Here is a 12,662-nt window from a genome sequence, read left to right as displayed (position 1 = left end):
ATGCCGAACCGACTGGCCCATGAGACGTCCCCCTACCTCCTCCAGCACGCCGACAACCCGGTCGACTGGTGGCCCTGGTCGGAGGAGGCGTTCGAGGAGGCGCGGCGCAGCGGCAAACCGGTCCTGCTGAGCGTGGGGTACAGCAGCTGCCACTGGTGTCACGTCATGGCCCACGAGTCCTTCGAGGACCAGGTCACCGCCGACTACCTCAACGAGCACTTCGTCAATGTCAAGGTCGACCGTGAGGAGCGTCCCGACGTCGACGCCGTCTACATGGAGGCCGTCCAGGCGGCGACCGGCCAGGGCGGCTGGCCCATGACGGTGTTTCTGACCCCGGACGCCGAGCCCTTCTACTTCGGCACCTACTTCCCGCCCGCGCCGCGCAGTGGCATGCCCTCCTTCCGTGAGGTGCTGGAGGGGGTCCGCGCCGCCTGGGCCGATCGGCGCGACGAGGTTGCCGAGGTCGCTCAGAAGATCGTGCGTGACCTCGCCGGACGCGAGATCGAGTACGGCGCGGCCGAGGCGCCCGGCGAGGAGGAGCAGGCGCGGGCGTTGCTCGGGCTGACCCGGGAGTACGACGCCCAGCGCGGCGGATTCGGCGGGGCGCCGAAGTTCCCGCCGTCCATGGTCCTGGAGTTCCTGCTGAGGCACAGCGCTCGTACGGGGGCCGAGGGGGCGCTGCAGATGGCCCAGGACACCTGCGAGCGCATGGCCCGGGGCGGGATCTACGACCAGCTCGGCGGCGGGTTCGCCCGGTACTCCGTGGACCGGGAGTGGGTGGTGCCCCACTTCGAGAAGATGCTGTACGACAATGCTCTGCTCTGTCGGGTTTATGCCCACCTGTGGCGTGCCACCGCCCGCGACGGAGTCGCTGATGAACTCAGCGAGCTCGCGCGGCGCGTCGCCCTGGAGACCGCCGACTTCATGGTGCGTGAACTCCGCACCGTTGAAGGCGGCTTCGCGTCCGCGCTCGACGCCGACAGCGACGACGGGACCGGCAAGCACGTCGAGGGCGCCTACTACGTCTGGACGCCGGCCCAGCTCGCCGAGGTGCTCGGTGCCGAGGACGCGGGGCTTGCCGCGCACTACTTCGGGGTCACGGTGGAGGGGACGTTCGAGGAGGGCGCCTCTGTTCTCCAACTTCCGCAGCAAGAGGGCGTGTTCGACGCCGAGAAGGTCGATTCCATCAAGGCGCGGTTGCTTGCCGCCCGTGGTGGGCGGCCCGCTCCGGGGCGGGACGACAAGGTGGTCGCCGCCTGGAACGGGCTCGCGATCGCCGCGCTCGCGGAGACCGGCGCCTACTTCGAGAGGCCCGATCTCGTGGACGCCGCGCTGGCCGCCGCCGATCTCCTCGTACGGGTTCACCTGGACGACCGGGCCCACCTCGCCCGTACCAGCAAGGACGGGCAAGTCGGGGCGAACGCCGGGGTGTTGGAGGACTACGCCGATGTCGCCGAGGGGTTCCTCGCGCTGGCTTCCGTGACGGGGGAAGGGGTGTGGCTGGAGTTCGCCGGGCTCCTGCTCGACCATGTGCTCACGCGGTTCGTCGACGCGGAGTCGGGTGCGCTGTATGACACGGCCAGCGACGCCGAGCAGCTCATCCGGCGGCCGCAGGACCCGACCGACAACGCGGTGCCCTCCGGGTGGAGCGCGGCGGCTGGGGCGTTGCTCGGTTATGCCGCGCACACCGGGTCGGAGCCCCATCGGGCCGCCGCCGAGCGGGCATTGGGTGTCGTGAAGGCGCTCGGGCCGCGTGTGCCGCGGTTCATCGGGTGGGGGCTCGCTGTCGCCGAGGCGTTGCTCGACGGGCCGCGGGAGGTCGCGGTGGTCGGTCCTTCGCTCGGTGATCCGGCCACAGCTGTTCTGCACCGTACGGCACTTCTGGGTACCGCTCCGGGGGCCGTGGTCGCCGCGGGGGTAGCGGACAGTGACGAGTTGCCGTTGCTCGCCGGGCGGATCCTCGTCGGCGGTGAACCGACCGCGTACGTCTGCCGTAACTTCACCTGTGACGCTCCGACGACCGATCCGGAGCGTCTGCGCGTCGCGTTGGGCGGCTGAGGGCGGCTCCCACCAGGGCATTACCGGAGGTAACGCGACATCTCGAGGTGCCTTCGGCGCGCGAGATTTACGGACGTGTTCGGACACATCCCGCTAGAGGGGTCCACTGTTCCGAAACATGTTATTTATCGGAAGAGTTCGTGCCATTCACACTTCCCCCCTAAGTTCTCCACCGGGACGCGGCAGAGGTAACTCACTGTCGCGACAGGGGGTTTGGGGATCTGGGGGGATCTGTTGCTTACGTATGTCTTCATCGCGGCCATATCGCTGGCTCTGTTCTGGATGGCCGCCTTCACCTTGTGGTGGCAGATGCACGCCTGGCGTACGCCGGAAGTGCTCGCCTCCACCCGATTCAGCAGACCGGACGGCGGTGGGGGGCTGTCGTTCTCGCTCCTGCTGCCCGCCCGGCACGAGCAGGCCGTACTGGACCACACCATCCAGCGCCTCCTCGAATCCAGTCATACCGACTTCGAGATCATCGTCATCGTGGGGCACGACGACCCCGAGACGGCGGCGGTGGCCGAGCGGGCCGCCGAACGTGATCCGCGCGTCCGGGTCGTCGTGGACACCCACGAGAAGAAGAACAAGCCAAAGGCCATGAACACGGCGTTGCCGCACTGCCGCGGCGACATCGTCGGGGTCTTCGACGCCGAGGACCAGGTCCACCCGGAGCTGCTCGCGCACGTCGACCACGCGTTCAGGACCACTGGCGCGGACGTCGTCCAGGGCGGCGTCCAGCTCATCAACTTCCACTCCAGCTGGTACAGCCTGCGCAACTGCCTGGAGTACTTCTTCTGGTTCCGGTCGCGGCTCCATCTGCACGCGCAGAAGGGGTTCATCCCGCTCGGCGGCAACACCGTCTTCGTACGGACCGAGGTGCTGCGGGACGCGGACGGCTGGGACCCCGACTGCCTTGCCGAGGACTGCGACCTGGGCGTACGGCTGTCCAGCGTCGGCAAGAAGGTCGTCGTCGCCTACGACTCCGACATGGTGACCAAGGAGGAGACCCCGGGCTCGCTGATGTCGCTGCTCAAGCAGCGCACCCGCTGGAACCAGGGCTTCCTTCAGGTGTACCGGAAACGGGACTGGAAGCAACTCCCGGGATTCGGGCAGCGGTTGCTCGCCCGCTACACCCTGATGACGCCCTATCTCCAGGCGATCTCCGGAGTGGTGATCCCGCTCAACGTGGCCGTCGCGCTCTTCCTCGACGTGCCCGTCTCCGTCGCCTTCATCACCTTCCTGCCGGCCGTCACGGCGCTCGTCACCTTCGTCTTCGAGCTCGTCGGACTGCACGACTTCGGCAAGCAGTACGGCCTGAGGGTCCGCCCCGTCCACTATCTCAAGCTCATCGTGGGCGGCCCCTTCTACCAGGTGCTCCTCGCCGGGGCGGCCGTGCGCGCCGTCTGGCGCGAGCAACGCGGGCGCAACGACTGGGAGTTGACCAGTCACGTCGGCGCACACCTCAACACCGGTGAGTTCCGAGAGGACGTTCTCGCGTGACCTCCATCCTTCCTGCGGTGACCACGGTTCCCAAGGTCCCCGCACAGCGGCAGCCTGCGCCCGAAACGGGTTCTGCCCCCCGGCCGACTCCGCCGCCGACCCGCGCCGGCCGCCTCCGAGCCGCCCGGCCCGACCTTCTGACCTGCGGACTCCTGCTCGTGGCCATCATGGTCGTGCAGGGCTGGAACATCGCCGACTATCCGACCCTCAGCGACGACGAGGGCACCTACCTCGCCCAGGCGTGGTCCGTGCAGCAGGGCAGGGGCCTCGCCCACTACACCTACTGGTACGACCATCCGCCCCTAGGCTGGATACAGATAGCCGCCCTGACCTGGATACCGTCGCTGCTCAGCCCCGACTCGATGACCGTCGGCTCGATGCGCGTCGCGATGCTGCTGGTCAGCGCGGTCAGCGCGGTCCTCGTCTACGTCCTGGGGCGCCGTCTGTCGCTGCCCCGCTGGGCCGCGGGGCTGGCCATGGCACTGTTCGGGCTGTCGCCGCTGTCGGTCGTGCTTCAGCGGGAGATCTTCCTCGACAACATCGCGGTGATGTGGGTGCTGGTCGCCTTCACCCTCGCGGCCTCCCCGAGCCGCCACCTGTGGCACCACTTCGCCGCCGGTCTGGCGGCCGCGGCGGCGGTGCTCACCAAGGAGACGATGCTCGTCATCCTGCCCGCCCTGCTGGTCACCATGTGGCGGCACGGCCACCGCGACACCCGTAAGTTCGCGCTCACCGGCGCCATCACCGCCTGCGCCCTGATCGGCCTCTCGTACCCCTTGTTCGCCCTGCTCAAGGGCGAGTTGTTCCCGGGCGGCGGCCATGTCTCGCTGTTCGACGGGCTCAAGTACCAGATGACCAGGCCCGGTTCGGGTTTCATCCTCGACACGGGCTCCGGCTCGTACGGAGTCCTGCGGTCCTGGCTCTACTACGACCGTGTCCTGCCCCTCGGCGGCCTCGCCGGCGCCCTGCTCCTCATCGCCTCCTGGCGCTGGTCGGTCACCGCCCGCGCCCTGGCCGGACCGGCCCTCACCGTCGGCATCCTCGCCCTGGTCGCGATGCGCCCCAGCGGCTATCTGCCCGCGATGTACGTCATCCAGGCGCTGCCCTTCCTCGCCCTGGTCCTCGCCGGAGGCGTCGCGAGCGTCACCCACGCGGTACTGCGCCGGCGGCGCACCGAGGGGGAGCGGCGGCAACTCACCTGGGCGCGGTACGCGGTTGCCACGCTCTTCGTCACCGCCTTGGCCGCGTTCGTCGTACCGCGCTGGTACGACGGTGACCGTACCGCCCTCACCGCCGACGCCAACGCCCCCTACCGGGCCGCCTCCCACTGGCTCGCGACCGAGGTCGCCGACCCGGCGCACACCCGGGTGCTCGTCGACGACGCGCTGTGGCTCGACCTCGTGCACGCCGGGTACCAGCCCGGGCGCGGCGTCATCTGGTTCTACAAGGCCGACCTCGACCCGGCGGTGACGAAGACGATGCCCAGGGGCTGGAAGGACCTGGACTATGTCGTCGCCTCTCCGACAGTACGGCGCGACGCGGTCCAGTTGCCCAACGTCAGGGCCGCGATGGAACATTCGCGCCCGGTGGCCACCTTCGGCGCCGGCGACGACCGGATCGAGATCCGCAGCATCGACGCCACCGGAGGCACCCGATGAGCAGCTTCGAGTTCACAGTCCCCGGCGAACTGGGCGATCCGGCCGTACGCGCGGCCGAAGTCGCCGAGCCCGGTGCCGTCACCATCGTCGTACCGACCTTCAACGAGTCCGCGAACATCGGGGAGTTGCTGCGCCGGATCACCGAGTCGGTGCCGACGCGGCTGCCCTGCGAGGTCATCTTCGTCGACGACTCCACCGACGACACCCCCGAGGTGATCACCGAGGCCGCGCAGGACTGCCCGTTCCCCGTCACCGTCATCCACCGCGAGGAGGCGGTCGGCGGGCTCGGTGGCGCGGTCGTCGAGGGCCTGAAGGCGGCGACCTCCGACTGGATCGTCGTCATGGACGGCGACTGCCAGCATCCGCCGTCCCTGGTACCGGAGTTGGTGGCCACCGGCGAGCGGGCCAACGCCGGGCTCGTGGTCGCCTCCCGGTACATCAAGGGCGGCAGCCGGGCCGGCCTCGCGGGCAGCTACCGGGTGGCGGTGTCCCGCCTGGCGACCTGGCTGACCAAGTCCCTGTTCCCGCGCAGGCTGCACGGCATCAGCGACCCGATGAGCGGGTTCTTCGCGATCCGCCGCAGCGCGGTCACCGCCGACATCCTCCAGCCGCTCGGCTACAAGATCCTCCTCGAACTGGCCGTCCGCAGCCGCCCCCGCCAGGTCGCCGAGGTCCCCTTCGTCTTCCAGGACCGCTTCGCCGGTGAGTCCAAGTCCACCGCGCAGGAAGGCCTGCGCTTCCTGCGCCACCTCGTCGGCCTGCGCTCCGCCTCGCCCGCCGCCCGCATGATCGGCTTCGGTCTGATCGGCGCCACCGGCTTCCTGCCGAACCTGCTCGGGCTGTACGCGCTCACCGCGGCCGGCCTGCACTACGTACCGGCCGAGATCCTCGCCAACCAGCTGGGCGTCGCCTGGAACTTCCTGCTCATCGAGCATCTGCTGTTCCGCGACCGCCGCCGGCACCGGCGCTGGTGGGACCGCGCCGGCCGGTTCGCGGTGCTCGCCAACCTCGACCTCGTCCTGCGACTGCCGCTGATCGCGCTGTTCGTGGACCGCTTCGGGATGGGCGTGCTGCCCGCCACCACGCTCGCGCTGGTGACGACCTTCGTCCTGCGCTTCGCCGGAACCGAAGGGCTGGTCTATCTGCCGCGCCGGGGTCGCCAGGGGGCCCTGCGCGAAAGCGAAACAGCTAGGAGAGCCGCGTGAGACCGTTCAGCACATTGCGCACATTGCGCGAACCGCGCACATCAGGCAGACCAAGGGTGAGGGCAACTGCCCGACGAAGAACGGCACTTGTCGGGGTCGGGGCCCTGACCGTCGGTCTCGTCCTCGTCTCGCCCCAGCCCGCGTCCGCCGCCAACCTCGTCCTCAATCCCGGCTTCGAGACGGCGGGCAGCGGCGACATGCCGTACTGCTGGGAGAAGTCCGGGTGGGGCGACAGCGACTTCACCTTCTCCACCGTCGCCGGCCACTCGGGTACGAAGGCCATGAAGGTCGACGTGACCCGGCGGGTGAGCGGCGACCGCAAGGCGCTGATCACCGAGGACACGACCTGCGCGCCCGTGGTGTCGGTGGGCAAGCAGTACGATCTCGGGCTCTGGTACAAGACGACCACGCCGGACGCGTCCATCACCCTGTTCCGGCACGACGCGACGCTCGGCTGGCAGTACTGGACCGACCTCAAAACCCTCGACATGCAGGGAAACTGGACCCAGGCCACGGTCCGCACCCCGGCGGTCCCGGCCGGCACCGACCGCATCACATGGGGCGTCTCGGTGTACGGCACGGGCTCCGCGACGACCGACGACTACACGATGGAGCAGGTCTCCGACCCGGTCCCGCCCGCCTCCTGCACCGGCACCGCCAACGAGTGCGCCAACGGCAAGTGGACGGTCCTGCCCACGCAGAACCCGGTCCGCTCCATGCACTCCGTCGTCCTCAACAACGGCAAGGTGCTGCTGATCGCGGGCTCCGGCAACAGCGAGGAGCAGTTCAACGCGGGCACGTTCACCAGCGCGGTGTACAACCCGGCCAACGGCAGCTACAAGGTCATTCCCACGCCGAAGGACATGTTCTGCTCCGGGCACGTCCAGCTCCAGGACGGGCGCGTGCTGGTGATGAGCGGCAACAAGGCGTACCCGGTCGTGGGCGGGCACGGCTACGAGGGCTACAAGGACTCGTACGTCTTCGACCCGGTGACCGAGACGTACAGCAAGACGAACGACCTGGTCGACGGTCACTGGTACCCGTCGGCGACCGTCCTCGGCAACGGTGACGTGATCTCCTTCGGCGGGCTGCGCGAGGACTCCACCGGGTCGGTGACGGCCGAGCTGTTCTCGGAGGCCGAGCAGCAGTGGCTGCCGCTGTGGAAGGTCAACCAGACCTGGTCGTACTGGGGTCTGTATCCGTCGATGATCCTGATGCAGGACGGGCGCCTCTTCTACTCGGGCAGCCATGTCTTCGGCAACGGCACGCCCGGCACCGGGTCGGCGGTCTACGACTACGCGGCCAACACGACGACCGCGATCTCCGGGCTCCAGAACAAGGACCAGCGCGACCAGTCGGCGAGCGTGCTGCTGCCGCCGGCCCAGGACCAGCGGGTGCTGACGCTGGGCGGCGGCAACATCGACTCCAATCCGGAGGCGGGCCGGCTGACCGACGTCATCGACCTCAAGGCGGCCAACCCGGCGTACGTGGCGGGTCCGAAGCTGCCGCAGGGCACGGTCGACCTCGGCAACGGTCCGGTCGCCGAGACCGGCAACCAGGGCAAGATGTACGTCTCCGCCGTACTGCTGCCCGACGGCAAGGTGCTGGAGACCGGCGGCGCGCTGCACAACCGGGCCAACCCGGTCTTCGAGTCGTCGATCTACGACCCGGCGGCGAACACCTTCGACCCGGTCGCCGCCGACCCGCAGGCCCGCGGCTACCATTCGTCGTCGTTCCTGCTGCCCGACGGCCGGGTCATGTCGACCGGTGACAACCCGGGCAACGGCACCTGGAACCACAACGTGTCGATCTACACCCCGCCGTACCTCCTCAAGGGCGCCCGTCCGACGATCACGTCGGTGATCGACGGCGAGTGGTCGTACGGCGACACGCAGCGCATCACGGTCGACCGCCCCATCGTCAAGGCGGAGTTGATCCGCCCGGCCGCGGTCACACACTCCTCGGACCCGAACCAGCGATTCGTGGACCTGCCCCTGTCGGTCAACGGCAACAACATCGACCTCAACGTGACGAGCAACCCCAACCTGGCCCCGCCCGGCTGGTACATGCTCTTCGCGGTCGACGCCAACGGTGTCCCCTCGGTGGCGAAATGGGTCCACCTCACGGGGCCCGCGGCACTGACGTCGGCGGCGTCGTCCATGTCGATGCCCGTGAAATCGTCCGGTGCCACCCTTGACGCGCACATCCACTCCTTCGCGCAGGGGCTGAAGGGCAAGGTCAGCGGCCCCGGCGTGAAGCGCGCCTCGCAGCCGGTCAGCCCGACCCTCTCGGGCTGCGACCGCCACTACGGGTCGATCAACGTCTGCGTCCCGACGGTGTTCCCGGCGGAGGTCAGGAAGACGACGGCCGCCCGCTGCGCCTGGCTCCGGGCCAACGACTACGGCCGCCTGAAGATCAACGGCCAGGACGACCCCCTCGGCCTCGACCCGAGCCGCAACGGGGTGGTCTGCGAGAAACAGGACCTGAGGAAGAGCGCGAGGCAGTGAGATAGCGGTACGGGGGCCATCGGCCCCCAGCTTCCGGAGGGCGTGCCCGTGTCGGTGGGCGCGCCCTCCGCGGCGTCCGCGGGTCAGGAAGAGGCCAGCGCGGGCAGGCCGTGTTCGAAGACGTGCAGCGTGCGGTCCACCAGGTCGGTCAGGTCGTCCTTGAAGTCGTTCTGGGCCCAGTAGACGGTGACCTCCGACAGGCCGCCGATCAGGGACATGGCGTAGACACGCACCTCCAGGTCGGCGGCGTCGCGGCCGGTGCGTTCGGCGATGACACGGCTGAGGAGACGGCCCGTCTCGGACAGGCTCTCGATCATGCGGGAGCGGACCGCCGGTACCTCCAGCATCAGCCTGCCGCGCAGCCGTGTCACCTCGGGCTCCTCGGCCGAGCTGAGGCCGATGGCGTTCCTCAGGACGTACCGCAGGGAGACGAGCCACGGTTCGTCCGCCGGGCGCGCCCGCAGTTGCTCCTCCAGCACGGAGTCGTACTCGTCGGTGAGCACGATGTCCTCCTTGGTGGGGAAGTAGCGCATGACCGTGGACGGCGACACCTCGGCGCGCTCGGCGATCTGTTCGATCGTCGTGGCGTCGTACCCCTGGCTCCCGATCAGCTCGTACGTCGCGGCGCGGATCGCCCTCCGGGTCTTGATCTTCTTCCGCTCACGCAGGCCCAGCTGGGGCCGGTCGGCGAGGGGAGAGGTACGGGCGGCCGTCATACGGTCATTCTCCGCCACGCCGGGGCACACGAAGACGGCCGCGACTCGAAAGCCGCGGCCGCCTCAGGGAAGGTCAGGGGTTACCCGTGCTGGTACGCCACCATCGAGATGCCGATGTAGTGCGCGATGAACGCCGCCAGGGTGAGGGAGTGGAACACCTCGTGGAAGCCGAACCAGCGCGGTGACGGGTTGGGGCGCTTGAGCCCGTAGATCACGCCGCCCGCGCTGTAGAGGAGGCCGCCGACGATGACCAGCACCAGGACGGCGACGCCACCGGCGCGCATGAAGTCCGGCAGGAAGAAGACGGCGGCCCAGCCCATCGCGATGTAGCAGGGGGTGTAGAGCCAACGCGGGGCGCCGACCCAGAACACGCGGAAGGCGATACCGGCCAGCGCCGCGCCCCAGATGCCCCACAGGAGCCACTGCCCCTTGCTCGCCGGGAGCAGCAGCATCGTCAGCGGGGTGTAGGTGCCCGCGATGATCAGGAAGATGTTCGCGTGGTCGAGTCTGCGCAGGACACCGTCCATGCGTGGACTCCAGGTGCCGCGGTGGTAGAGCGCGCTCACACCGAACAGCAGGCAGGCGGTGAGGGTGAAGATCCCGCAGGCGATGCGCGCGCGGCTCGAACTGGCGAGCGCGGTGAGCACCAGGCCGGAGATGAGTACGGCCGGAAACATGCCGAGATGCAACCAGCCGCGCAGCTTGGGCTTGATCTCATCGGAATGTGGCAGCGAGAGCGCCAGGGGACCGCGGCCGACGGTCGGCGAGTCCAGGGGCGCGTCGGGGGCGGACGCAGTCATGACGGCCATCGTACCTACGTAACCGTAAGTTACGCGTCAGTTCGATGTCGGCGGCGCACGGAATTGTCCAGCCTCTCGTCTGGGTCGGATCCCGGCCGTACCAGGTGAATGCGTGGTGGCCCGCAGGAAACGCCCGGGCGGGCGTCGGGTGAGTGGCGATGGTCACGTCGCTCAGTTGTGACGTCCTATGGACAGATGGGCGCTCCAGTCGGATGATCAAATGAGTGCGGTCGGCACCGGATGAGCGCCAATGATCCATACCGTGAAGCATCCGGGTCGCGGCCCCCAAGGGGCAGTCAACAAAAAACCCTCATTTCAAGGAGCAATCGTGGCGCGCGACATCGCGGCTCCCGTTCCCCCTGTCACCCCCCTCTCCAGCACCGTCCCGACCAACCACAAGCAACTGGTCTCGTGGGTGAACGAGATCGCCGAACTGACCCAGCCGGACAGCGTGGTCTGGTGTGACGGATCCGAGACCGAGTACGAGCGACTGTGCGAAGAGCTCGTCGAAAAGGGCACCTTCAGGAAACTGGACCCGGTCAAACGCCCCAACTCCTACTACGCGGCCTCCGACCCGACCGACGTCGCGCGTGTCGAGGACCGCACCTTCATCTGCTCCGAGAAGGAGGAGGACGCGGGCCCGACCAACCACTGGAAGGACCCCGCGGAGATGCGGGACATCTTCGTGGGGGACAAGGGCGTCTTCCGCGGCTCGATGAAGGGCCGGACAATGTACGTCGTCCCGTTCTGCATGGGCCCGCTGGGCTCGGACCTCTCCGCGATCGGCGTCGAGATCACCGACTCGGCATACGTCGCCGTCTCCATGCGCACGATGACGCGCATGGGGCAGCCGGTCCTCGACGAACTCGGAACCGACGGTTTCTTCGTGCGTGCTGTGCACACGCTCGGGGCGCCGCTGGCCGAGGGCGAGGCCGACGTTTCGTGGCCGTGCAACTCCACGAAGTACATCTCGCACTTCCCGGAGAGCCGCGAGATCTGGTCCTACGGCTCCGGATACGGCGGCAACGCGCTGCTCGGCAAGAAGTGCTACGCGCTGCGTATAGCGTCCGTCATGGCGCGTGACGAGGGCTGGCTCGCCGAGCACATGCTGATCCTCAAGCTGACCCCGCCGCAGGGTGAGCCGAAGTACGTCGCCGCCGCCTTCCCGTCGGCCTGCGGCAAGACGAACCTCGCGATGCTGGAGCCGACGATCGGCGGCTGGACTGTCGAGACGATCGGCGACGACATCGCCTGGATGCGCTTCGGGGAGGACGGCCAGCTGTACGCCATCAACCCCGAGGCCGGTTTCTTCGGCGTCGCACCCGGCACCGGTGAGCACACCAACGCCAACGCGATGAAGACGCTGTGGGGCAACTCGGTCTTCACCAACGTGGCGCTGACCGACGACGGCGACGTCTGGTGGGAGGGCATGACGGAGGAGACTCCGGCCCACCTGACCGACTGGAAGGGCAACGACTGGACGCCCGCGTCGGGAGTCCCGGCCGCGCACCCCAACGCCCGCTTCACCACCCCCGCCGCGCAGTGCCCGATCATCGCGCCCGAGTGGGAGGACCCGAGGGGCGTGCCGATCTCGGCGATCCTGTTCGGCGGGCGGCGCGCCACCGCCGTACCCCTCGTCACGGAGTCGTTCGACTGGAACCACGGTGTCTTCCTGGGCGCGAACGTGGCCTCCGAGAAGACGGCCGCCGCCGAGGGCAAGGTCGGCGAGCTGCGCCGCGACCCCTTCGCCATGCTGCCGTTCTGCGGCTACAACATGGGCGACTACATGGCGCACTGGATCGACGTGGCGAAGGACAAGGACCAGTCCAAGCTGCCGAAGATCTACTACGTCAACTGGTTCCGCAAGAACGACGAGGGCTCGTTCGTGTGGCCCGGCTTCGGTGAGAACAGCCGGGTCCTGAAGTGGATCGTGGACCGGCTGGACGGCAGGGCCGAGGGCGTCGAGACGCCGATCGGCGTTCTGCCGGCCAAGGGCGCGCTCGACACGGACGGTCTCGACCTCTCCGAGTCCGACCTCGACTTCCTGCTCACCGTCGACAAGGACGTGTGGCGCGAGGAGGCGGCGCTGGTTCCCGACCACCTCAACACGTTCGGCGAGCACACCCCGAAGGAGCTGTGGGACGAGTACCGGGCGCTGGTGCAGCGCCTGGGCTGAGGACACCTCTCCCCTGTAACTCCGCGGCCGGTCGGACTTGCC

The 12,662-nt window shown here is 68.8% G+C and carries 8 protein-coding genes; 6 read left to right on the top strand and 2 right to left on the bottom strand.

Annotated features, from left to right (window positions below):
* The 5 genes from ADL01_RS37085 to ADL01_RS37065 all read left to right on the top strand — a co-directional run bounded on the left by ADL01_RS37085 (nt 1) and on the right by ADL01_RS37065 (nt 8,928).
* Nucleotides 1-2,058: a thioredoxin domain-containing protein gene (locus ADL01_RS37085; RefSeq protein ID WP_053746457.1), complete on the top strand. Its 2,058-nt coding sequence runs from the start codon at nt 1-3 to the stop codon at nt 2,056-2,058.
* Between the two features lie 234 nt (nt 2,059-2,292).
* Entirely contained in the window at nt 2,293-3,558 is a 1,266-nt protein-coding gene (locus ADL01_RS37080; protein ID WP_053746512.1) for a glycosyltransferase, read from the top strand.
* The gene (locus tag ADL01_RS37075) at nt 3,555-5,216 is read left to right on the top strand and encodes an ArnT family glycosyltransferase (protein WP_053746456.1); all 1,662 of its coding nucleotides are present in this window, start codon (nt 3,555-3,557) and stop codon (nt 5,214-5,216) included. The genes ADL01_RS37080 and ADL01_RS37075 overlap by 4 nt, the downstream gene beginning before the upstream one ends.
* On the top strand, nt 5,213-6,421 hold the full coding sequence (locus ADL01_RS37070; protein ID WP_053746455.1) for a glycosyltransferase: 1,209 nt from the start codon (nt 5,213-5,215) through the stop codon (nt 6,419-6,421). The genes ADL01_RS37075 and ADL01_RS37070 overlap by 4 nt, the downstream gene beginning before the upstream one ends.
* Nucleotides 6,422-6,618: 197 nt before the next feature.
* Nucleotides 6,619-8,928 carry a galactose oxidase early set domain-containing protein gene (locus ADL01_RS37065; RefSeq protein WP_234354930.1) on the top strand — a complete coding sequence of 770 codons (2,310 nt, stop codon included), beginning with the start codon at nt 6,619-6,621 and terminating at the stop codon, nt 8,926-8,928.
* Nucleotides 8,929-9,011: 83 nt separating this feature from the next.
* Here ADL01_RS37065 and ADL01_RS37060 read toward each other — a convergent pair whose 3' ends face one another.
* Together ADL01_RS37060 and trhA are read right to left on the bottom strand one after the other, a co-directional pair.
* Nucleotides 9,012-9,644 carry a TetR/AcrR family transcriptional regulator gene (locus tag ADL01_RS37060; RefSeq protein WP_053746454.1) on the bottom strand — a complete coding sequence of 211 codons (633 nt, stop codon included), beginning with the start codon at nt 9,642-9,644 and terminating at the stop codon, nt 9,012-9,014.
* 80 nt (nt 9,645-9,724) lie between these two features.
* On the bottom strand, nt 9,725-10,444 hold the full coding sequence (gene trhA, locus ADL01_RS37055) for a PAQR family membrane homeostasis protein TrhA (RefSeq protein WP_053746510.1): 720 nt from the start codon (nt 10,442-10,444) through the stop codon (nt 9,725-9,727).
* 328 nt (nt 10,445-10,772) lie between these two features.
* Between trhA and ADL01_RS37050 the strand changes: the two genes are divergently transcribed.
* Nucleotides 10,773-12,620, top strand: a complete 1,848-nt coding sequence (locus tag ADL01_RS37050) for a phosphoenolpyruvate carboxykinase (GTP) (RefSeq protein WP_053746453.1) — start codon at nt 10,773-10,775, stop codon at nt 12,618-12,620.
* Nucleotides 12,621-12,662 lie beyond the last annotated feature (42 nt).

It is taken from the genome of Streptomyces sp. NRRL WC-3618, assembly GCF_001280005.1.
Taxonomy (GTDB): Bacteria; Actinomycetota; Actinomycetes; order Streptomycetales; family Streptomycetaceae; genus Streptomyces.
The sequence above is the reverse complement of the archived record's forward strand: the minus strand, read 5'-3'. Positions and strand labels throughout refer to the sequence as shown.

What these genes read in the sequence shown, in the direction of transcription:
- ADL01_RS37085 (WP_053746457.1), top strand. Translation starts at nt 1, where the DNA reads ATGCCGAACCGACTGGCCCATGAGACGTCCCCCTACCTCCTCCAGCAC.
- ADL01_RS37070 (WP_053746455.1), top strand. Translation starts at nt 5,213, where the DNA reads ATGAGCAGCTTCGAGTTCACAGTCCCCGGCGAACTGGGCGATCCGGCC.
- ADL01_RS37065 (WP_234354930.1), top strand. Translation starts at nt 6,619, where the DNA reads ATGCCGTACTGCTGGGAGAAGTCCGGGTGGGGCGACAGCGACTTCACC.
- ADL01_RS37060 (WP_053746454.1), bottom strand. Translation starts at nt 9,644, where the DNA reads ATGACGGCCGCCCGTACCTCTCCCCTCGCCGACCGGCCCCAGCTGGGC.
- trhA (WP_053746510.1), bottom strand. Translation starts at nt 10,444, where the DNA reads ATGACTGCGTCCGCCCCCGACGCGCCCCTGGACTCGCCGACCGTCGGC.